At 69.4% G+C, this 22,214-nt stretch carries 19 protein-coding genes; 10 read left to right on the forward strand and 9 right to left on the reverse strand.

The window, feature by feature from the left end; genetic code table 11:
• The 3 genes from P696_RS0104565 to P696_RS59200 all read left to right on the forward strand — a co-directional run.
• A partial coding sequence (locus P696_RS0104565) for an IS5/IS1182 family transposase (protein ID WP_026411388.1) occupies window positions 1-184 on the forward strand: 184 nt, incomplete at its 5' end.
• A gap of 48 nt (window positions 185-232) precedes the next feature.
• Entirely contained in the window at window positions 233-682 is a 450-nt protein-coding gene (locus P696_RS43305; RefSeq protein WP_051466852.1) for a hypothetical protein, read from the forward strand.
• Between the two features lie 58 nt (window positions 683-740).
• A complete protein-coding gene (locus P696_RS59200; RefSeq protein WP_425394135.1) occupies window positions 741-1,103 on the forward strand; it encodes a helix-turn-helix domain-containing protein in 363 nt (120 codons plus the stop codon).
• Window positions 1,104-2,166: 1,063 nt separating this feature from the next.
• Here the strand turns inward: P696_RS59200 and P696_RS53980 are convergent.
• Window positions 2,167-3,057, reverse strand: a complete 891-nt coding sequence (locus P696_RS53980; RefSeq protein WP_084336824.1) for a pentapeptide repeat-containing protein — start codon at window positions 3,055-3,057, stop codon at window positions 2,167-2,169.
• A gap of 927 nt (window positions 3,058-3,984) precedes the next feature.
• On the opposite strand from P696_RS53980, the gene P696_RS0104585 reads away from it, so the two are divergent.
• The 7 genes from P696_RS0104585 to P696_RS0104615 are packed head-to-tail and all read left to right on the forward strand — an operon-like array spanning window position 3,985 to window position 12,367.
• Entirely contained in the window at window positions 3,985-5,082 is a 1,098-nt protein-coding gene (locus tag P696_RS0104585) for an ROK family transcriptional regulator (RefSeq protein WP_211245630.1), read from the forward strand.
• A 5-nt stretch (window positions 5,083-5,087) separates the two neighbouring features.
• Window positions 5,088-6,116, forward strand: coding sequence for an extracellular solute-binding protein (locus P696_RS0104590; RefSeq protein ID WP_026411391.1), 1,029 nt, complete (start codon window positions 5,088-5,090; stop codon window positions 6,114-6,116).
• Window positions 6,117-6,127: 11 nt separating this feature from the next.
• Entirely contained in the window at window positions 6,128-7,186 is a 1,059-nt protein-coding gene (locus P696_RS0104595) for an ABC transporter ATP-binding protein (protein WP_026411392.1), read from the forward strand.
• Window positions 7,183-8,934, forward strand: coding sequence for an ABC transporter permease (locus tag P696_RS0104600; RefSeq protein ID WP_026411393.1), 1,752 nt, complete (start codon window positions 7,183-7,185; stop codon window positions 8,932-8,934). The genes P696_RS0104595 and P696_RS0104600 overlap by 4 nt, the downstream gene beginning before the upstream one ends.
• 33 nt (window positions 8,935-8,967) lie before the next feature.
• Entirely contained in the window at window positions 8,968-10,428 is a 1,461-nt protein-coding gene (locus tag P696_RS0104605) for a lyase family protein (RefSeq protein ID WP_026411394.1), read from the forward strand.
• Window positions 10,425-11,387 (forward strand): carbohydrate kinase family protein, encoded by a 963-nt coding sequence (locus P696_RS0104610; RefSeq protein ID WP_211245631.1) that lies wholly within the window; start codon window positions 10,425-10,427, stop codon window positions 11,385-11,387. The genes P696_RS0104605 and P696_RS0104610 overlap by 4 nt, the downstream gene beginning before the upstream one ends.
• A gap of 2 nt (window positions 11,388-11,389) precedes the next feature.
• Window positions 11,390-12,367 carry an amidohydrolase family protein gene (locus tag P696_RS0104615; RefSeq protein WP_034483274.1) on the forward strand — a complete coding sequence of 326 codons (978 nt, stop codon included), beginning with the start codon at window positions 11,390-11,392 and terminating at the stop codon, window positions 12,365-12,367.
• Window positions 12,368-12,987: 620 nt separating this feature from the next.
• On the opposite strand, the gene P696_RS0104620 is transcribed toward P696_RS0104615, so the two are convergent.
• The 8 genes from P696_RS0104620 to P696_RS0104655 form a co-directional block, all read right to left on the reverse strand.
• Window positions 12,988-14,277 carry a COG4705 family protein gene (locus tag P696_RS0104620; protein WP_026411397.1) on the reverse strand — a complete coding sequence of 430 codons (1,290 nt, stop codon included), beginning with the start codon at window positions 14,275-14,277 and terminating at the stop codon, window positions 12,988-12,990.
• A gap of 38 nt (window positions 14,278-14,315) precedes the next feature.
• Window positions 14,316-15,539, reverse strand: a complete 1,224-nt coding sequence (locus P696_RS0104625; protein WP_211245633.1) for a sensor histidine kinase — start codon at window positions 15,537-15,539, stop codon at window positions 14,316-14,318.
• Window positions 15,540-15,574: 35 nt separating this feature from the next.
• On the reverse strand, window positions 15,575-16,228 hold the full coding sequence (locus tag P696_RS0104630; RefSeq protein ID WP_026411399.1) for a response regulator transcription factor: 654 nt from the start codon (window positions 16,226-16,228) through the stop codon (window positions 15,575-15,577).
• A gap of 682 nt (window positions 16,229-16,910) precedes the next feature.
• Window positions 16,911-17,288 (reverse strand): response regulator, encoded by a 378-nt coding sequence (locus tag P696_RS0104635; RefSeq protein ID WP_026411400.1) that lies wholly within the window; start codon window positions 17,286-17,288, stop codon window positions 16,911-16,913.
• A complete protein-coding gene (locus tag P696_RS0104640) occupies window positions 17,285-19,936 on the reverse strand; it encodes an FtsX-like permease family protein (protein WP_026411401.1) in 2,652 nt (883 codons plus the stop codon). Before P696_RS0104640 ends, P696_RS0104635 begins: the two co-directional genes overlap by 4 nt.
• Window positions 19,933-20,595: an ABC transporter ATP-binding protein gene (locus tag P696_RS0104645; RefSeq protein WP_026411402.1), complete on the reverse strand. Its 663-nt coding sequence runs from the start codon at window positions 20,593-20,595 to the stop codon at window positions 19,933-19,935. Before P696_RS0104645 ends, P696_RS0104640 begins: the two co-directional genes overlap by 4 nt.
• Entirely contained in the window at window positions 20,582-21,358 is a 777-nt protein-coding gene (locus tag P696_RS0104650) for an ABC transporter ATP-binding protein (protein ID WP_211245634.1), read from the reverse strand. Before P696_RS0104650 ends, P696_RS0104645 begins: the two co-directional genes overlap by 14 nt.
• Window positions 21,322-22,098, reverse strand: a complete 777-nt coding sequence (locus P696_RS0104655) for a hypothetical protein (protein WP_211245635.1) — start codon at window positions 22,096-22,098, stop codon at window positions 21,322-21,324. The genes P696_RS0104650 and P696_RS0104655 overlap by 37 nt, the downstream gene beginning before the upstream one ends.
• Window positions 22,099-22,214 lie beyond the last annotated feature (116 nt).

Below are 22,214 nucleotides of genomic sequence, written 5' to 3' on the forward strand. Positions count from 1 at the left end.
AGGCACCCGCGGCGGACGCCCACCCACCTTCGACCCGGCCCTCTACCGGCGCCGCAACGTCGTCGAACGCTGCATCGGCCGACTCAAGCAATGGCGAGGCATCGCCACCCGCTACGACAAACTCGCCCGCAACTACCAGGCAGCACTCACCCTGGTCAGCACACTCCTCTGGATCAACACATGATCCACCGGACAGGCCCTAGCCGAGACTGCGGACGACGCCCCCGAGCAGATGACCCTGGAGACGGCCTCGGTCCCCGATGAGCAACTGGAGGCCGAGCGTGCTCAAGCGCTGGAGGATCTACGCGAGCTGACCGCACAGGTTCGGGTGGTGTTCGTGGCCTATGCCAGCAACCCCAACGGCGGGATCTTGAACATCAAGTGGGGTGACGCCACCCTGGCAGATGAAGACGGCCATCTGAACTTGTCCCACGATGAGGTACTGCCGCTAACCTCCGGACCGGCGGCAGGCGAGGCTCCGGGTGGGACAGCGACGGGCGCGGTCGGCCCCGTACTGCCGAGTGGGCCGACCGGAGGAGCAACTCCGGCAGCCGCGCGCTTCGACAGCGCCCCGATGAACGACATCGACCTGTCACTACGTCCGCCTTTGTCGGAAGTCGACAGCGAACAGCAGGACCAGCACACGGGCATCACCGAGACCGGGACCGATGAGCAGCACTGAACAACTGCGCCTGCTGACCACCAGCGGCCCTAACCCGATGGCTGTGGACGTGGCAGCGATGTTCGACCCGGCACGGCTGACGCAGGCGCGCCAGCTGGCCGGGTTGACCAAAACGGCTCTGGCGCAGCACGTGGGTGTCAAAGCAGCCGCGGTCGGCCAGTGGGAGTCCAGCACCACCCCACCGCGCCCCGATCACCTGACGCGGGTTGCGGAAGTGCTGGAGGTGCCGATCGGCTTCTTTGCGCTCGGCCGGCCCTACGCCCGGCTAGACGCCTCGGATCGATGCCTTCGCCGCCGAAATGCTCACGCCCGCAGCCTCCATCGGGCCGCTGCTGCCCAGTCGCCTGGACTTCCCCGCCCTCACCGAGCTCAGTCTCGCCTGGGGTGTATCTCTGAAGTCTCTGCCCTATCGGACTCGTGAGCTCGGTTTGCTGTCCGAGGCCACCGCACGCCGCGGCCACCAACGCATCGAGCAAATGAAGAAGCTCGGCCTCATCGTCGCCGAGCCCGTCACCCACTATCCCGGTGAGACCCCCTGCTTGCTCGCCAGAGCCTTCGCCCTCGCCCAGCAGCAAGGACCCAGAACAAGCTCGCAGACGAACTCCAATGGCGAGTCCCACGCGTCCGCAAACTTCTCGGTGAAAACGACACCCGCCCCGAGCTCACCCTCATCAGGACGGCCGAACCAGCAGGCGCTTCCGACTCTTGATGACACTGGGATGACGGTATTTGAGCATGTTTGGCCATAGAGACAGCCTCCTTGCGTTCGAACGGCTTCCGGCACCTGCCAGCGGCTGCGAAGCGCAGAAGGCGCCGTGGCAAGAAGCAGCCTCGCGCTAGTCAGCCGGGCAGGGAACGGACTTCGAGTCCTCGACCCTGAATTCCGCACCATTTTCCCTACCCAAGCCTCCGACTAGCGCCGCGACCAGGAAAAGGCCCTAACAGCAGGGTTGCCAGTGGTCGGCTTTGAAGCCAGACTCGCCATCCTCCCAGATCACCGTCATTCCATGATCGGCGACGTAGGCATGAGCTCCAGACAGCTCGGCGGCGGCTGGAATCCTGTGGCGGGCGTTGCTGGGCGACCGTCCCGCCGACACGATCGAGGCGTCCGCGTCGCTGAACGACAACTGCGAAGGATGGTTCGGCGCCGCCAGGCAGGCACCCGATCAACCACCCCACTGGGGGGCAGAGCAAGAAATTCCCGCACCTTGGCGGCCAAGGACCTTGGAGGCCAGCCCATCACCGGAGCAGGGTGAGACGGGCCGACGGCATCGACGCTCGGCGGAGGAGGGACCGACTGGAGCGCGGGAGAACCCGTTGGCGCCGAGGTCCGGGCAGGGTGACGTTACGCCGGCGGAATCCATGCTGGTCCCGGGGGTACTCAGGCGGGTGGGTCTGGATACCCTCTGCTTTGCGTGCATGACCTCCCAGCATGTGCTGCGGGCGGGCCCGCCATCACCCGCACCGGACGCGCGAGCACCTTGTCAGCGCCTGTAATCCCCGCCACCCCGGAGGTCATCACCAAAACCGAGCATCCGGTGTTCGTAAAAGCCTCCCTTGAGATCCACAGGCCAGTCATACGGAGCCCAGGCCCCTTCCACATGAAAGCCGTTGTAGATCTTGGCATTCTTGAAAGTTCCTCCCGTTTTGAACATCGACGCCTCAAGATGGAGTCCCCACTCAAATTTTGCATCATTGAATTCCACCGGTCCATGGAATTCACAGGATCGGAAGAGTGCCTTATCCTTGAAAGTTGCACCTCTCCCCCGAAGTGTCGCCTTGATGGTGGAGCCGTCAAAGATCACGGCGCCACCGAAAACCACCTCATTGAATCCGATCCAGGTCGACACCCACTTACCGATGTGCGGCACGGTAACGCAGAGCACCCCGAAGTCCGCGCGACGGAAGGTCACTTCCTTCACGAAACGGGCCAGGGTGAAGTTCGCAGCGAAATTGTCGGCCAGGGTGTACATATAGTGCCGATCGTTGCTCTGATCATTTTGCAGGAAGGTTGCGCCGTCGAAATTCACCGCCTCCTCGAACCGCACCTCTCGAAAACTCACTCCATGCCTGAAGTGCGCACCGCTGAAGTTTGCCTGGCCTTCGAATGTGAACTTCGAGAAGTTAGCGGGTCCACGAAAGGAGGCTCCCTCGAAATTGACGTTCCCCACACGTGGACCAGTAGCCGAACTGAGGCTTTGCAGTAGTGCCACACTAAAGGCTGTACCGCGATGGTTCATATCGGCGCCCGGGCGAAGTCCGGCGAAGTATTCCTCGCGGGCCGCGGATGCGGCATGAAAGAGACAACGGGGCGAGTTCGGCAATTTGGCGGCCTTGCAGAACAACTTCGAGCAGTCGTCAGCGCCCTGAGGCATGGCCAACTCCCGGGGAGAGGGGTCTTGGCATCAAATCGTAGTTGCCCGCGCGCTCGGACGGAAGATTTCCGGCAAGTCCGGTGCAGTACCCGATCGACAGACCAGCCGCATCACCACCGCCGCCGACAGCCCAGGGGAGTGGCCGCTACGGGTCCCCCAACAACGGCGCAATACCCCATGGATATCGTGCGCGAGGTGCGTCTCCGGCCTCTCCTGTCCGCCGCGTCCCGGAAAGGCGAGCAAGATGGCCGGCCTATCCGGCCTCGGTCAGCGCGTACCACCAGGTCAGCGCGTCCTGGCCCGCTCGGGGTCGCGTGGGGCCGTCCGGGCCTGACCTAACCTGCGCCAACTCCGCGCGTACCTGCTTGACCGTGGATGTGGTCGGCCGTCCCGCTCGGGCAGGCCGCGCTGCAGCCGGTAGTCCCTGGCGTGCTGCCCCCGCCCCCCCAGGGAGCTGGTCCCCGGACAGCCAGCCGCAGGCGGCGACCGCCACGGCCTCCGGGGCCGCGCGCATGGTCTCGGTGACCAACTCCAGCCGATTCAGGTTCCGGATCGCCGCCAGTGCCCACGTGACATCGGTGCGCATCTACCCACCGGGCCGCAGCAGCCCTCGGCAGGCCAGCCCCTCCACCATCACCTGCGTCACCCCACTTGATGTTCAAGATCCCCCGTTGGGGTTGCTGGCATAGGCCACGAACACCACCCGAAGCTGTGCGGTCAGCTCGCGCAGATCCTCCAGCGCTGTGCACGCTCGGCCTCCAGCGAGAGTGCACAGGTCAACACCCCGACCCGATTTTGGTCCGGCACAGGCTGAACACTAGGCAAACTTACTTCGGATGGAGTAAGAAGTACGCCATGCCTTCTAGAGCAGTCGGACGTTCGGCACCAACCGGGCATGAAGCACTGCGTCGGATCCGGACCGATGCGGTGCTGACGGCGCTGCGCACACACGGTCCGGTGTCCCGCACCGACCTCGCCGACCTCACCGGGTATCGCCCGTCCTCACTGACCGAGATCGTGCGCGATCTGATGAACAGCGGGCACATCATCCAGGTCGGCACCGGGGACTCCTCCGGAGGCCGCCGGCCCCGACTGCTCGCGTTCAACCCGGCCGCCGAGACGCTGGTCACCGTGTCGCTGGAAGGCGAGCGGGCCCGCGTCGCCGTCGTGGACCTGGCCGGCGAGCTGCACCAGGAGCACACCAGGCGGGTCGACGCCGCCGACCCGCTCACGGGGCTGGCCACCCTGATCTCCGAGGCGATCCAGGACGCGGACGGGCCCGCTCCCAGCCGCGTGGTGTTCTCGGTCCCGGGCGTGGCCACCGCCGAAGGCGCGGTGGCTCTCTCGCCCGTGCTGCACGCGCTCGGCGAGGGCTCGCTGACCAGCATGCTCAGCGAACGACTCGGCCTCCCGGTGCAGACGGAGAACGACGTCAACCTGATCGCGCTGGGCGAGCGAGAGCGTGGCGCCGCCGCGAACGTCGACGACCTGGTGCTGATCTATGTCGGGTACGGCATCGGCGCCGCACTGGTCAATGACGGGGCGCTGTGCCGGGGCGCGGCCGGGTTCGCCGGCGAGATCGGCTTCCTGCCCGCCGGACTGCCGCCGGAGCCGCACAGCGGTGGGCGTGGCCGGTTCGAGCGGCGTTGGAGCGTTCCCGGCATCGGCGCCGCGCTGTTCGAACTGGGCGGACGGATGCCGGAGGAACCCGTCGCCGAGCTCGCTCGGCGGGCGAGCGAACCGGCCGTCGCCGCCCTGCGCCGGAGTGTCATCGAGGCCTGGGCATTCGCGGCGATCGTCTGTTCTTGTGTGGTCAATCCGGCACGCGTGGTCTTCGCCGGTGCGGCCACCCAACTGGGCGCGGATGGGCTCACCGAGCTTCGCGCGATGGTCCGCTCGTCCGCGCCGTCCGCTCCGGAGGTCGTGTTCGCGGAGCTCGGGGCGCACGCCCTGGATATGGGCGCGGTGTCGCCCACGTTGTTGTCGGCTGTGATCAGTGCGCAGCCCCCTGTCACGAAGGAATGACCAAATTGCGCAAGATCGTTCTGCTCATGGCGAGCGTGCTCACGCTCGGCGCTGCCACTGCCGGTTGCGGCATCAGCAGCTCGGACAAGTCGAGCCTGACCATCTACACCGCTCGGGACAAGGAGCTGGCCCAGGGCGTCGTGGACGCCTTTGAGAAGGCCAACCCCGACTACAAGGGCAAGGTCCGGCTGCTCACCCTGGGCGCCCAGGAAGCGCTCGAACGCGTCACCGCGGAGAAGGGCCGCCCGCAGGCGGACATCTGGTGGGGCGGCACGCGGCAGCAGTTCGTCCAGGCCACGAACGCCGGGCTCGTCTCCGAAGCCCCCGCCGAGGTGACGAACAGCATCCCGGCGAAGTACCGCGACCCGCAGGGCCGCTGGGTCGGCGAAATGCTGCTGGACGAGGTCATCTTCTACAACGACAAGATGCTCAAGCCCGAGCAGGCCCCGAAGGACTGGGACGACCTGATCAAGCCCGAGTTCAAGAACAAGATCATCATTCGGGACGTGGCCGCGTCCGGGACCATGCGCAGCATCTACTCCGCGATGATCGCGCGCAAGAGCAAGGGCGGCGACCCGGCGGCGGGCTATGACTGGCTGCGCAGGCTGGACGCCAACACCAAGGTCTACGCGGCCAACCCGACCGACCTTTACCTGCGCATTCAGCGGCAGGAAGCGCCGCTGACGGTGTGGAACCTGCAGGACGCGATGCTGCAGAAGAAGAAGAGCAACGCGCCGTTCAGCGTGGTCTCCCCGGCGTCGGGCGTGCCGCAGCTGGTGGACGGTGTCGCCAAGGTCGCGAAGGGCCCGAACTCCAAGGGCGCCGACGCGTTCCTGAAGTTCCTGCTCGGCAAGGACGAGCAGAAGAAGCTCGCCGAGGAGTGGTTCCAGATCCCGACCGTTCAGGGGGCCTCCGAGCCGAGCTGGCTGGCCCCGCTGAAGCTGCATGAGATGCCGGTGGACTGGGACCTCGCCGCGTCCAAGGAGACGGACTGGATCTCCCACTGGAGCGCCGCCATCAAGAACAAGGGCTGAGGCATAGGTAGATGAGTTCCGTTCGCCTCGACCACGTCGGCAAGCGCTACGGCGCGAACAACACCGTGGTCAACGACATCGACGTGACCATCGCGTCGGGTGAGTTCTTCACCCTGCTGGGGCCGTCGGGCTGTGGCAAGTCGACCACCCTGCGGATGATCGCCGGATTCGTCGCGCCCACCACCGGGCGCATCCTGTTCGGCGATCGTGACGTCACCTCGAGCCCGCCGAACAAGCGCGGCACCGGCATGGTGTTTCAGAACTACGCCTTGTTCCCGCACCTCAACGTCGCTCAGAACGTCGCGTACGGCCTGGTCACCCGCAAGGTACGCAAGCCGGAACGCGACCAGCGGGTGGCGCGGGCGCTGGAGTCGGTGGGGCTTGGGCGGTACGCCGACCGGCGCATCGAACAGCTCTCCGGTGGTCAGCAGCAGCGAGTCGCGTTGGCCCGGGCGCTGGTGATCTCCCCGGACGTGCTGCTCCTCGACGAGCCGCTGTCCAACCTGGACGCCAAGTTGCGGGAGGAGACCAGGACGGAGATCCGCCGTGCCCAGCGGGAGGCCCAGATCACCAGCGTTTATGTGACGCACGATCAGGCCGAGGCGATGGCGATGAGTGACCGGATCGCGGTGCTGGACGCCGGCCGCCTGCACCAGATCGGCACTCCCCGGGAGATCTACAACCGTCCCGCCACCGCGTTCGTCGCCCGGTTCATCGGGCGGAGCAACGTACTGGACGCCAAGGTGGTGGACGGTTCCGGGGAGACCGCCGTGGTGAGGTTGCCGGGCGGTGCCACGATCGAGGCCGCCCGCCCGGCCGACATGGCGACGACCGACGAGGTCGCCGTGTCGGTCCGGCCGGAGAACCTGCGGCTGACCGAGCCCGGCAGCGGAATGCTGGACGCGGTGGTGCATGCGGTGGAGTTCACCGGAGCGAGTAACCAGGTCGAGGTGGATTCCGGCGGGCTGAAGCTGTCGATCACCGTGGCGGACTCCGCCGCGCTGCCCCGGCCCGGTGACACCGTGGGTGTACGCGCGGAACCGGGGCACGCGTGGCTGGTGGCTCGATGAGTACCGTCACCACTCCGCCGTCGGCGGCCGCGGCACCGCGTACGCGGCGGCTCCCGGCCCGCGACTCCGACCGGTTCGTCTACGTGCTGGCGCTGCCGGTCGTGGCCATCCTGGTGTTCCTCGTACTCATCCCGATGCTCACCACGGCACGCAGCTCCGCCGGGGGCGCCGGGTTCGCCGACAACTACCGCAGCCTGCTCTCCGGCGCCTCCGGGCACGCGTTGCTGCTGTCGGTGGGCATCTCACTGGCGTCCGTGCTGTTCTGCGGCGCCCTTGGAACGTTCCTCGCCGTGCTCCTGACCCGCTTCGAGTTCCCCGGGCGGCGCCTGCTCTCAGTGTTCGCGGTGCTGCCGATGGCGCTGCCCCCGCTGATCGGTGCGGTGGCGTTCGTCCTGCTCTACAGCGAGACCGGGATCGTGCCGCGGACACTGCATTCCCTTACGGGGCTGAGTCCCGCCAGCAGCTCGATCGGTGGCGTGTCCGGGGTCATCCTGGTGCACGCGTTCACCATGTACCCCTACTTCTACCTGTCCGTTTCGGCCGCTCTGGCCGGTCAGGACGCCTCACTGGAGGAGGCCGCGACCAACCTCGGCGCCGGGCGGCTGCGGGTGTGGCGAACCGTTCTGCTGCCGATGCTCACCCCGGCACTGGTGTCCGGCGCGCTGCTCACCTTCATGATGTCGATGGCGTCGTTCACCGCGCCGCAGCTGTACAACGTGCAGACGCTGACCATGGAGATCGTCTCGGCGCGCACGTCCGGCAACGAGGCTTTGGCCGCGACCCAGGCGACCGCGTTGTCGCTGGTGTCCATCGTCTTCCTCGTGGCCATGCGCTGGTACCAGGGCCGGCGAGTCCACCGCAGCCTGTCCAAGGGATCCGCCGCGGTCCGGCGGGGCCTGTCCTCCGGGGCGGCCAGGGTCGCGGCCGGGATCGGCAGCCTGCTGCTCACCATCGTGCTGATGGCGCCCGTCCTGGTGATCGTGCTGGTGTCCTTCTCGGTGGACGGCGCGTGGACGACCCAGGTGCTCCCGCCGGAGTACACAGCAGCCAACTACCAGCGGATCTTCACCGACCCGAAGAGCCTGATGCCGGTCTCGGTAAGCGTCCAGACGAGCCTGATGGCCACCCTGGCGGCGATTCTGGTGGGTGCGGCGGCGGCCTGGGTGGTCGCCCGCTGGAAGCTGGCCGGCCGCTGGACGCTGGACGTGGTCATCATGCTGCCCTGGGCGCTGCCCGGCACCGTCATCGGTGTCAACCTGGTCACCACGTTCAACGAACCGAGCGCGGCCAACCTGGGCCTCACGCTGGTCGGCACGCTGTGGATCCTGCCGGTGGCGTACTTCGTACGGTTCGTGCCGCTGGTGTTCCGCTCCACCGGCGCCTCGCTCGAGCAGCTCGACCCCACCCTGGAGGAGGCCGCCCGCAACCTCGGCGCCGGCCCGGTGCGCGTGCTGCGTACGGTGACGTTCCCGCTGGTGCTGCGTGGCGTGATGGCCGGTGCGCTGCTGGCGTTCGTGGACGGCGTCGGCGAGTACGTCGCCTCGGTGGTGATCTATCCGCCCGGCACGGTCCCGATGTCGGTGGAGATCTACAACCGGATCTACTCCTCGGAATTCGGCACCGCGGCCGCCTTCGGCAGCCTGCAGATCGTGCTCATCCTGTTCGTCCTGTTCGCCTCCCGCCGGCTTGAGGACGGCCCGGGCCGCCGACGGCGGCGGCGACGCGCCCCGGCCGTCAAGCCCTCCTGACCTGGCCCTGAACTTACGAAGAGAGTGTTTGAGATGCCCCTGTCCGTCTACTGGGACAACCACCTGCGGGTGGCCTTCGAGGAATCCGCGCCGCAGCTGTACCGGCCGATGCTGCATGCCAGCCTCGCGCACGTGGTCATGCTCGCCGAGCAGGGGCTGCTGCCGGCCGACCGCGCCGGTCGCCTGCTCGGCGGCCTGCGTACGCTGCTCAGCGCCGAGGACGACGAGCTGGCCTTCGACGGCAGCGTCGAGGACGTCTACTACCTGACCGAGCAGCGGCTGGCCAAGGCCGCCGGCATCAAGCAGTCCGAGCTGGACGTTCAACTGGCACGGTCGCGCAACGACCTGGACGCCGGTGTGTTCCGCATGGTGCTGCGCGACGCGGTGCTGGAGCAGGCGGCGCAGGCCTGCGCCGCCGCCGAGATCGCCGCGGAGCAGGCCGGCCGGTACGCCGACGTGCTGATCATCGGCCTCACCCATCGCCGGCCCGCGCAGCCGACCAGCCTCGGCCACGTCCTGGCCGGCTACGGCGAGGCACTGGTCAGCCAGGTCAGGGAGATGCTCTCGGTCTATGACGAGCTGAACGTCAACCCGCTCGGCTCCTGCGCGTTCGCCGGCACCGATCTTCCCATCTCCGTCGACCGGCTGACCACCCTGCTCGGCTTCCGCACGAGCTTCACCTCCAGCTACGAGGCGGTGGCCGGAGCCGAGCACCTGGTCCGCGCGGCCACGGTGCAGGCCCGCGTCCTGGCCACCGGTGCCCGGATGGCCCGGACCATGCTGGACTGGATGACCTGGCAGTGGATCGTCACCCCTGAGGCGTACTGCCAGGGGTCCAGCATCATGCCGCAGAAGAAGAACCCGGTGGTGCTGGAGCACATGTGCTCGATGGCCGGTGCCGCCGCGGCCGACCTCGCCGCCACCCTGAACAACGTCGGCGCCGCCTGGTACGAGGACTCCAACAACGCCACCACCGACGTGCAGAAGCACCTGTGGCGGGCCAACGACCGGGCGCTGCGCTTCCTCACCCTGATGCGCGGCCTGCTCAGCGAGATCACGCCGCTGACGCCGCCGGCGCCAGAGGACGTGGTGACCACCGGCGCGACCACGACCGCCATCGCGGAGGCCCTCGCCAGCGCCGGCATCCCGTGGCGCGGCGCGCACTCCGTGGTCGGCGCGCTGGTCCGCAAGGCGCCGCCCGCGCAGTGGACGGAAGACCTGGTCGCCAAGGCGATCGAGGAAGCCGGATTGGGCGATGCCGACGGCACGGCGGTACGAGCCGCGCTGGACGCGGGGCTGCGGCCGGAACGCGTCCTGGACCGGCCCCAGGTCGGTGGCCCGGGCCGCGACGCGGTGCGACGTACGGCTGCCGGAGTGGCCGAGGCGGCGCGGTCGCTGTCCGACGAGTTCGCCGAGCGGCGCCTCGCGCTGCGGCAGGCCGAGGACGCGCTGCGTGCCGCGGTGGACGGCCGCCTGGCCGGAACCGACCAGTGAGCGCCTCTGTGGACAAGGCGCCCGCGGGCTCCCGGATCACAGTCGTCGGCAACGTCAACCTGGACGTGCTGATGTCCGGAGTGGCCGACCTGCCCGAGCCCGGCACTGAACGGATCGTGCCGCCCATCGCCCTGCGTACGGGAGGCTCGGCGGCCAACACCGCCATCACCCTGGCCAGGCTCGGCCGGTCCACCGTGCTGGCCGGTCTGCTCGGCGACGATGACACCGCGCACCTGCTGCGGCGGCAGCTCGACATCCCCGGCCTGCACACTCGCCTGGCCCGGATGCCGGGAAAGCACACCGGGGTGACGGTCGCCGTGGAATCGCCTGGGCGGGACCGCGCGTTCCTGTCCTCGCTCGGCGCCATGGCAGACCTCGACGCCGACGCGGTCCCGGAGGATGTGCTGCCCGCGGCGTTCGTGCTGCTGTCCGGGTACTTCCTGCTGCCCGGCATCCAGGGCGCGCCGGCCCGTACGCTGCTCGACCGGGCCAGGGCCGCGGGGGCTCGCACCGCGCTGGACACCGGATGGGATCCGGGTGGGTGGCCGCCGGAGACCCGCGCCGACGTGCTGGCCCTGCTCCGGCACGTGGACGTGTTCCTGCCCAATGACGACGAAATCCGGACACTGACCGGGCACTCGTCGGTCGAGGCGGCGGCGCGGGAGGTCGCGGACACCACGGGAGCCATCGTCGTCGTCAAGTGCGGTGCTCGCGGTGCGCTGCTCGCCAGGCCGGGGCAGCCGGTGACCGCTCACGCAGCGGTGAACGTACAGGTGCGCGACTCGACCGGGGCAGGCGACGCGTTCAACGCGGGGCTGCTGCACCGGCTCGCCGGCGGCGCCGAGCCGGAAGCGGCGGTGGAGTACGCGAGCAGCGTCGCCGCCACCGTGATCAGCAAGCCCTCGCACGACCGTACGTTCACTCCGGACGAGGTGCTCCAGGGGGCGACGGCATCGTGACCATGGCCGTGCAGGGCATCCCGATCATCGACTTCCACCTGCACTTCCAGATTGAGAATGACGCGGCCACCCGGGATCTGGCCGGCGGCCAGTTCCACTGTGCCGACCACGACGAGCTGGCGGAGCGCAGGAGACGCGAACAGGTGGCCGAGCAGTCCCGGCGCTGGCGGCGGGCCTGGGACTTCCCGGACCCGAAGCCGGACGCCGAGCGTGGCTGGGAGTCGGAGGCCGATCTCTGGCTGGCCGAGCTGGACCGCTACCAGATCGCGCACGCGGCCTTCGTCACCGGCTGCGGCGACGAGCGGGTCGGGCAGCTGGTGGCCAGGGCGCCCGAGCGGTTCTCCGGGATGGCCAATCTGACCGACCTGACCGCCCCCGACGCGGCGGAGCGGCTCGAGCACGCGGTCACCGTGCTCGGGCTGCGTGGCCTGAAACTGTTCGCCCCGCTGCTGCCGCACCGGATCGACGACCCGGCCGCAGACCCGGTGTGGCGGGTCGCCGCCCGCCACGACATCCCCGTGCTGATCCACTTCGGACACTGCGGGTCCAGCGGCGGGATCGCGCACAACGCGCACATCGAGCCGGCGTGGCTGGAGCCGGTCGCCAAGCGGCATCCGGGCGTCACGTTCGTGGTGCCGCACTTCGGCGTGCAGCACGTGCAGCAGATGCTGTTCCTCTGCTGGGCCTGCCCGAACGTGTGCGTGGACACGTCCGGATCCAACCAGTGGGTGCGCTGGATGCCCTACCGGCTCACCCTGGAGGACCTGTTCCGCCGCTGCTACGAGACGATCGGTCCCGACCGGATCATCTTCGGCAGCGACTCTTCGTGGTTTCCCCGCGGCTACTGCTACCGCTACCTCGCCGATCAGATGCGGATCTGCCACGAGATGAACATGCCAGAGCCCGACCTTCACCGGATCTTCGGCGGCAACGCGGCCCGTCTGCTCGGTATCTCATCGGCCCTCGAAGGATCGACCTGAGAGAGCCCGAGCCCGGACCAGCGACATGCCGGCCTGTCGGTGCCGAAAATTGTGTCACCCTATGCGACCTGCGCGTATTCGTGGATCAGTCCGCCAAGCCGATCACGTCATCTGATCTTGATCGGGTTTTCTGGTGCCTCCGCCGTTGGTTTCTACCCATTGCGCCTCGGTTCGAGTCTGTCTCTCCGACATATGCCGGAGAGACAGACCCTCCGGGGGATACGGTCACCGACCGAACCTGCATGACTACAGCCCGGACGATCGTGGTTGCTCGGTGGCTGCTCGGGGGTTTCGGTACCTGGCGTCAGCCAGGAGTAGCGGCCGACACGCAGAGCGGACGCGGACGGACACACCGGAACGATTCGGCTTGAAAACACCCGTTGTGGGAGTATCTGGGCGCTCTTGATCCGTAGATTGTGGGTTCGAGTCCCCACCTGACCTGGGCGAACGCGAAATTGCCGCGTTCGCCCAGCGTCGTTTCACCCCACTTTTCCTCTGTGGCTGCTCGGTGGTTGTCCGGTGGCCCGCATCGGGCCTGGTCGCTACCGCGTGCGATGCCGGCCACTGTGTTGCGGGTCAGTCTGTGTTCCCGGTAGGGATTCCGATGCTGAGCCGGTGTGTCAACGCAGATCGGTGAGGAGGGTGGCGAGTTCGGCTTCCTGCTTCGCCGGTGCCATCGGCGGGTTGGAGTGGTCGATGCCGAAGGTCTTCAGGACCTGGTCCATCTGCGCGTCGATGAACGTCCAGCCGGTGCCGTCCAGGGGCCGCAGGGAGGCTTCGTCGGCGTCCCAGAGATCACGCAGTGATTTCGCGGCCGTGTGCGCCCCCGCCGTGTTGCCCGCCCGCACGTCCTTGAGCGCGGTCGACGCGCGTGCCTTCAGCGCGTGGATCTTGGCTGGAGGGAACTTCTTCACGGCCTGGCCAGGGGGGAGCTGGACGGTCGGGGCCGCGTCGCCCTCCGGCGCCGGGGTGGCATGCGGCTGTCCGTGCGCCCAGATCAGCAGGACCGCGGTGGCGACGGCGAGAACACCGAAGCCCGCCAGCGCGACGCGCTCCCTGCGCGGATCGCCGGGGGTGTGGAGACCATGCGCGGCCTCGTGATCCGGGGTGATGCGGCTCTCGGTGACGTCGGAGCGGGTGGCGGTGAGGTAGAGGACGGTCGCCAGGATCAGTCCGAGGAAGATCACGCTGGTGGTGAGGGTGCCCAGGGCCAGGCCCGTCGGGTCGCCCGGGGACTCGGCGACCTTCGGGGAGGCGAGCCAGTCGCCGATGTTGGCGCCCAGCGGGCGGGTCAGGATGTAGGCGAGCCAGAAGGACAGCACCGGGTTCGCGCCGAACTTCCACAACAGCGTGATCGAGGCGATGAGGCCGAGCGGGAGCAGGACCGAGACGCCGGGGCTCCAGCCGGTGAGGTCGAGGGTCCAGTCGCCGGTGGCGGTGCCGAGCGCGAAGGTGACCAGAACGGTGAGCCAGTAGAACGACTCACGGGGCAGGGTCGTGATCGTGTGGATCGACAGGGTGCGCTCGCGCAGCCACCACGCGCCGAAGACCGCGGCGAGCAGGGCCGAGAACGCCGCGGAGCTGATCCACAGCGGCACGTTGAGCTGGTCGGTCAGGATGTCGGTGTAGAGCGTGCCGGTGACGCTGACGACGACCACGGTGAGCCAGTACGCGAACGGGACGTATCGCTTCAGCCGCAGCTGGACGGTCAGCACCACGACGAAGACGGCCGTGAAGATCAAGGCCGTGTTCACCAGGCCGACGCCCAGCCGCGTGTTGATCCAGTCGGCGAAGCTCTCACCGACGGTCGTGCAGAGGATCTTGATCACCCAGAACCAGACGGTGACCTCGGGAACCTTGTTGAGCAAGGGTCGCGTGCGCCGGGTGCGCACGGCGGTTGTCGTTGTCATGCGGAGAGGCTGGACCGCCATACCTGCCTATAACCTGACTACAGGGTCGGCTGTGGCAGGGGGAAGGTCACCTCGACGCGGCCGTGACCATCGGCGATCGCGTGGACCTCCGCTCCGGCGGAGGCGGCGAGACGCCTGGCCACGGCCAGTCCGAGCCCATGCCCGTCGCCGCCGGTGACGCCGGCCTCGAAGACGCGGTCGAGCTCGGCCGGGTCGAATCCCGGGCCGTCGTCGAGGACCTCGATCACGACGCACCGGGGCTGGACACGCGCCGTGACTCGGGCGTGGGAGGCCGCGTGCCGCAGGCTGTTGTCCAGCAGGGGCGACAGTACGGCCACGACGAGTTCGCCCGTCACGGCGACGTCGATGCCGTCCGGAACGGACAGGTCGATGGAGCGTCCGGCGATCGCCAGCCGTGCCGCCGCCCTGAGGTCGCAGCGGGTACCGCCGCCGGTCCGCGGCCGAGCGGCGCTCAGGATCGTGGTGACCGCCGCGCCCAGACGGTCGACTTCCCGCAGAACCGATTCGGGTGCCAGTTCACGGCCGGACAACTGCGCCAGCTGAGCCTCTCCCCGCAGGACGGTCATGGGCGTCCGCAGCTCGTGGGCTATCTCGTCGGTGAGCCGGCGCTCGTCGGCGAGCGCGGCCTCGACACGTTCCAGGAGGCGGTCGAGTGTGCGTCCGAGCTCCCCGAACTCATCGCGAGGCTCGCCGAGGTCGAACCGGCGGCCAGGTTCGTGATCGCCCCAGTCGTCGGCGAGCGCGGCCATGTCGTGGACCACCCGCAGCGCCCGGCGCACCGCAAGGTAGGCGACAGCGCCCGCGAGCAGGATCGACAGGCCGCCCAAGATGAGCGACATCGCCAGGCCACGCCGCACCGACGCCTGGTAGGGCCTCAGATCCACGCTCGCGACCACCATCACATGGCGGCCTTGGATCGGGACCGGCAGGGAATACAGCAGGTGGTCACCGACCGTGACGGTCTGGGACCGCGGAGAACCGGCCAGCGCCTCGACGCGGTCAAGGCCACCGTCAGGCACGATCCCGTCGATGAGACGCTCGTCGGCGTACACCCACGAGACCGTGTCCAGGGCCTCGTTGCCGTTCTCGGTCATCACGACGCGGCCGCCGCGCACCGTGACGTTCGCCGCGACCGCATCCGCGCGTGTATGCGCCAGATCCAGCGAGTCGGCGTCGGTCACCCGATTCAGCAACACGTGCGAGACCACCACGAGCACCGCGACCACCACTGTCGAGATCACCACCGTGAGCGTGACGACCCTCCCACGAAATCCCGTCACTCCCACCGATAACCCACCCCGCGGACCGTCACCAGATGGTCGGACGCGTCCAGCGTGCCGAGCTTGGTCCGCAGACGGCGCACGAAGGAGTCCAGGGTGTTGTCGCTGACCTGCGCGCCATGCGGCCAACCGGCCGCGACAAGGGCATGGCGGCGCACCGCCTCGCCCCGCGAGGCGATCAGCCTGCCCAACAACCGGAACTCGGTCGGCGTCAGGCTCTCGCTCCCTGAACCACAGGTCACGACATGTTTCGCCGGATCCAGAACAACACCGGTCGGCGAGGGGGCAACGGCCGTTCTGCGCAGCAGGGCGCGTACCCGCACCAGCAGTTCCGGAACGCCGAACGGCTTGGTGACGTAGTCATCGGCGCCGGCCTCGAAGCCGCTCACCTTGTGATGCATGCCGTCCAGAGCGGTCAGCATCAGCACCGGCGCGTCGACACCGCGGGCCCGCAGCGCCACACAGACGTCGCGGCCATCGGCGTCGGGGAGCCCCAGGTCCAGGACGACCAGATCAGGGACCGGCCCAACATTCCCCAGCAGGCTGTCCGCTGTGGCAGCCACCGAGACGGTATGGCCGTCGTGCTCAAGCACCCTTTTGAGGACGTCGCGAACAGCCGCGTCGTCCTCGCACACCACGATGAATGCCACCCGCTGACCTTACGTGACCGTCCCTGGGGCCAGGGTCACAGCAGCGGAGGTCCGTCACCGCCAGGATCTCCGGTGATCGAGGCACCCGGCCGGGGCCGGGTACCTCTCACCACGTCCCGGGGCAGAGCACCCGTGGACACACCACCCAATGTGACTCTCGGTAGCTCCTAATGTCGCTTGGGTCATCGAGCGCCCAGGTTGCACGACACGAACTCCTCGTTCCGGCAGAGCGGGATGTCCAAAACGCGCCGTTGCCCTCATGACTACCGCCGGGCCGGTTCGCATGGAGGCCATGCCTCGTATCGGTCGGACAGTCGCTTGTAGTCCGCCGGGAAGCGCAGACCGAACGTCCTCTCCACCGCCGGCCAGTCCGCCGGAGGAGGCGTGATCACCGATGGCCCGATGGTGGCCTCAAGATCGACAAGCCATGGGACAGCGACACCCTCTTCAACACGCTCACCGACCCTGCCCGCCCGTTCGACGACTTCAAGTTCGCCGAATCCGACGGGCTCCACGCCGGAGCGACCGAAGACCTCTGCACCTGGATCATCAAGGAACTCGCCAAGGCCTGACGGCACCCACCGTGACGGGGTCGATGGATCCCAGACGCCCGCCACCAACGACACGTCCGCCGGCCGCCGATCTCACTGGCCACACACCGCCAGTTCTTGGCCACCAACCGTCAGGTTCCGCAACTCACGGCCACACACCTGCACCCAACAGACCGCCTACCAGCACTTTCTTCCCCGGAGGGTCGCCGCGTGGGGCGCAGGGCGCGGGCCACATCGAGGCCGTCCATGTCGGGCGGACCGAGGTCCAGCAGGACGGCATCGTCGGGCGTGCGGGCGGCTTCGGCCAGGCCGCTTGTGCCGATGCGGCTCCAGGCGGGCGCGTAGCCGTTGCTGTGCAGGCCGGTTTCCAGATGGCGGCCGATGATGTCGTCGTCTTCGGTGACGAGGACACGGCTGCGGATGCGGTCCGGTGCGGCGGGCGTACGCTTGGTCGACAGCGTGGGAGCACGCGCGAGGATCGGCTCGGTCGGCGAAGGCGGAGCGCTCACAGGTCACGCAGCTCCTCCACGGCCGGGCGCTTGGTGCGCCGGATTCCGTTCAGCGCGGCCGCCAGGATGGCGAGCAGAGCGGCGAGCGCGGTGAGCACCAGGTAGGAGCCGGGGACCGACAGGCTCGTCGGCGGTGGGTCGAAGACTCCGGTCAGCACCTTGACCAGCATTTCGGACAGGGCCCAGCCGATGAGGGCGCCTCCGGCCAGGCCGGCCGTGGCCAGGAGGAGGGCTTCGGTGAGGACCATGCCGCGCAGCTGCCGGCTTTTGGCGCCGAGGACGGTGGCGATGGCGAAGGTGCGGCGGCGTTCGGCGAGGCCGAGGGCGAGGACGAGTCCGCCCGCTCCGGCGGCCAGCAGGACCGCGAAGGCGAGTTCGATGCGGGTGAGTCCGGCGAGGTCGACGGAGGTCAGGCTGGTGCCGACGGTGCCGCGGGTCTGGGTGAGGTCGGTGACGGTGGCGCTGGTGCCGAGCTGGTGGCGCAGTTGTGCGGCGATCTGCTTCTGGTGGGTGCCGCCGGTGTCGAGGAGGAAGGCGCCGACCGCGTCGCTGCCGGTCGCTCTTGCGATGTAGGAGGCGTTGGCGACGAAGAAGCTGTCCTTGGGGGCGGTGGGGAATTCCTTGGCGATTCCGGCGTAGTGGAAGGGGACCGTGCGCAGGGCCTTGGTGCGGGCGTCCTGGATGCGCAGGTTGACAGTGTCGCCCGGGGAGAGCTGGAAGTCGTTGACGGTCTCCACGCTGACCAGCAGGTTGTCCGGACGCTGGGCCAGCTTTTGCATGAGCTGGTGTGCGGTGCCGCCGGCGAAGTAGGCGTCCTGGAGTGACGTGGCCTTCGCGATGGTGCCGGGGCGGACGCCGTAGAGGTCCTGCAGGTCGGAGCCGACGTACGCGAAGCGGTGCTGGATCGGTTCGGCGTGCCGGACGCCGGAGATCTTCAGGGCGGATCCTGCGGCGGGAGGGACGTGGGCGCCGGGCGGTTCGGTGACCGTGACGTCGGCACCGTTGGTCAGCCGGGCGTCGACCTCGGCTTGCTGCTGGTAGGTGGCGTTGAAGACAGCGGTGGACACCGCGAAGGACACGGCGAGGGCGAGCAGCACGATCGAGCGGGCGAGCGGGCGGCGGCGCCGGGCGAGGGTGGCGGCCGTGGTGCCTGCCAGGGTCGCGGTGAGCGGGCGAGCCAGCCGGGCCAGGGCGGGGCGGCCGTGGGCGAGGGTGAGCAGGGTGAGCCGCCAGACCAGCAGGGCGGAACCGATCCACAACAGGGCCGGGCCGAGGAAGGCCCAGTACGACACGGAGATGCTGGGCACGCCCTCCGGGGCGAGGACGAGGGCGTACTGGTTGCCGGAGGAGGCGCGGAAGATGAACCAGGAGCCGACCAGCAAGATGAAGTCCAGGCCGTAGCGCATCCACCACGGGCTGCGGGTGCTGCGGGCGCCGGACTCCTTGCGGGTCTCGGCGACGGTCACCCTGCGCAGGTCGCGCAGGGCTGGAATCAGAACGGCCCCGGCGGCCACGGCTGCGCCGAGGGCGAAGGCGATGCCGTACCAGGCGGCCCGGGTGCCCGCGCTCGCCCCGAAAGAAGCTTGGCCGAAAGCGAGGCGGCCGGTCAGTGCGGCGATACCCAATCCGGCCAGGCCGCCGACGAGACCGATCAGGGCCGCTTCGAGGACCGCGAGGGCGGTGATCTGGCGGGGGCGCAGGCCGCGCAGCCGCAGCAGGCCCTGCTCCTGACGGCGGCGCTCACCGCCGGCGGAGGCGACCGCGGCGGTCAGCGCGGCGGCGAGGACGGCGCCGGGCACGCCGAGGAAGAGGAAGAGGATCTGGGCGTACAGGGCGTCCTGGCGGGCGGAGTCGAGGGCGGCGCCGACGTTGTTGCCGACCAGCGCCGCGCCCGCCGAGCGAGCCTCCAGGTTGTGGGCGGCGCCGGTGACGGCGGTGAAGGCGGCGGCCGGATCGGCGGGCAGCCGGGCGTCGTCACGGGCCACGTGGATCTGCGCGGTGACCGCAGTGGCGCCCCGCGTGAGCGCGGTGAACCGGGCGGCGGGCAGGAGGACGACGTTGTCCGGCGGGGCCGTGGGCTGGGACTGGCTGGGGGCGCCGACGGTCTGGAAGAGGGAGTCGGCCTGGGGCAGGTCGACCACGCCGTCCACCCTCACCTGCTTCAGCCCGGCGCCGGGGAGGCGGACGCCGATGGTGTCACCGGGGGCTGCGTGCAGGTTGGAGGCGGTCTGCTGGGCCAGCAGGACGCCGGTCGGGGAGCCCGACAGCGTGCGGATGGCGTCGGGGAACAGCCGGCGGTAGCCCTCGGGCAGGCCGAGGGCCATGCCAGGGCCGGTGCTCTGGGTGCTGCCCTGCACGCGGGCGGTCAACCCGGTGGTGTGGGCGTAGCCGACCAGCAGCGCGGCGCGGGTGCCGGGTGCCTGGCGGACCAGGGACATCACCGTGCCGGGGTCGGCGCCGGGCTGCACCTGGACCTGCCAGTCGACCGCGACCGAGCGCACGGCGCGCTGGGTCATGGTCGCCTTCGACGCCGTGAGGAAGGACCCCAGCGCGGCGACGAGGGCGACCGCGAGTGCGACGCCGGCCACTGCGGCCAGCAGGCGTCCGGTGCGATGGCGGGCCAGGCCGGCGGCCCACGCGGTGATCACGGCACTTCCTCGGGTGCGAGCAGCCGGCCGTCCCGCATGGTGCGCCGGGTGGTGAGCCGGGTGGCGATGGCCGGGTCGTGGGTGGTGACGACGAGGCCGGCACCGGTGTGGTCTGCGGCGGTCAGCAGGGCGTCCAGGACGCGGGCGCCGGTGGTGTGGTCGAGGCGGCCGGTGGGTTCGTCCGCGAGGATCAGGCGTGGGGACTGGGCCAGCACCCGGGCGACGGCCACCCGCTGGGCCTGACCGCCGGAGATCTCCTCGGGCAGGCGGTCGGCCAGGTCGGCCGCGTCGACCAGGGCGAGCGCCGCCAGGGCGGCCTGCCGCGCCTCGTCCTCCGGCCGGTCGGCGAGGACCAGGGGGAGAGCCGTGTTCTCGGCCACGTTCAGGGCCGGGATCAGGCTGTCGCCCTGGAAGACCAGACCGATGTCGTACGGGCCCAGGGAGGCGGCCCGGGTCACCGTGCCGCTGGTGGGCTGCTCGAGTCCCGCCAGCAGGTGCAGCAGGGAACTCTTCCCGGACCCGGAGGGGCCGACGACCGCGAGCCGGTCGCCGGACCCGATCTCCAGGTTGGCGCCGTGCACCGCCACGACCGCCTGCGTGTCCCGGCCGAAGGTCAGGGCCGCGTCGGTGCAGGCGACGAGCACCTCATCGCGTGTCATCGTGAGCCTCCTGCCGCAGCGGGCTCCGGTCTGGGGCCGAGGCGTCGGCGACCCTTCCGTCGTCCAGCGTGATCACGCGGTCCGCGCTGCGGACGACTTCGGCGCTGTGCGTCACGATCAGCACCGCGCACCCCTGCGCGGCCCGGTCCCGCAGCATGGTGAGCACCAGCTGCTCCGTGTCACCGTCCAGTTCACCGGTCGGCTCGTCGGCCAGCAGCACGTCGGGCGAGTTGGCCAGCGCGACGGCCAGCCCGGCCCTGGCCAGCTCTCCGCCGGACAGCTGCAAGGGCAGGGCGTGCCCCCGGTCACCGAGTCCCACCTGACCCAGGAGCTCTTTGACGGAAACGGCGGGCTTACGACCCATGGCCTGCTGGGGCAGGCGGACGTTGTCCCGCACGCTCAGGTGCGGCAGCAGATTGCGGGTCTGCAGCAGTACGCCGATGTGCCGGGCGCGCAGCCGGGCCCGCTCGGTCTCGGGCCGGTGGCTGATCCGCACACCGCCCACACGAACCTCGCCGCCGGAGGGCTCGTCTATCCCCGCCAGACACGCCAGCAGGGTCGACTTGCCCGCACCTGAGGGCCCCACGACCGCGACGGTCTCGCCCCGCCGCACCCGCAGCGACACCCCGCGCAGCGCAAGGATCTCCTCCTCACCGGCCCGGTAGAAGCGATACAGCTCGCGGGCGGCCAGGGCGTCCTCATCCAGCCGGGAGGCGGGCAGCGGTCTCACCGCCAGGCGAAGGAGTCGCTGACGATGCGCCACGGGTCGACGTTGTCGGCGTTGACCGGGCCGGACAGCGTCAGATCCACCTCATGGCCGGACCGGTAGAAGGCGTATCGCTCGAACGCGTCGCGCACCACCTTGCCGGTGACCGGGTCCTTCGCCGAGTCACCCTGATAGGTCAGCAGGACGACAGGGCCGGCGTGCCGGGTCACCTCCGACACCTTCGGCGCGGCGAACCTCGGCACCTGAGAGCGCAGCTGCGGGATGACCGTGTTGGTGACCGAGCCGGTCGTAGGCGCCGTGGAGGAGGTGACCGCCGTGATCCTCACGGTGTTCAGCTTGTCCGTGAACACCGTGCTGCTCCCCTGCTCGGAGCGGGCCCAGCCCTCGGGCACCTTCACCGTGAAACCGGTGAAGGCTCCACCGGTTGGGCGGTAAACGACATACACCTGGTTGTCGGGAATGTCACCGGGCGGATTGGACTCGGTGGGCGCCGGGGCGGGCTGGCCGTTGCCGCCGCGCGCGGAGGAAGCCGGCGGTGCTGTCCTCGTCGGGCCGGAACCGGCACAGCCCACGGTCACCACCGCGATGAGCGCCAGTGCGACGACCTCACATGTCCGCGCATGTGCTGCCATGGCCACTGCCCTCCAAGGAGCCCCAGAGCGGACGATCATGACATCCACGCTAGGAATCGGCTGGTCAACAGCCTGCTCGCCGAGGGTTAGACGATGGCAAAGCGTGGACCGCATCCCGCGCACCCGGCCGAGCCGCCGCACCATGGGGGCATGAGCCAGCGCGTGGCGTGAGTCACCCTCACCGCTGCCCTGGTCGCCGTTGCCCTGTTGGCTGTCCCCCTGGCCGTGGTCATCAGGTCGCCCCTGTACGCCGGCCAGCG

The sequence above is a fragment of the Actinomadura oligospora ATCC 43269 genome (assembly GCF_000518265.1).
In the GTDB taxonomy this organism is placed as follows: Bacteria; Actinomycetota; Actinomycetes; order Streptosporangiales; family Streptosporangiaceae; genus Spirillospora; species Spirillospora oligospora.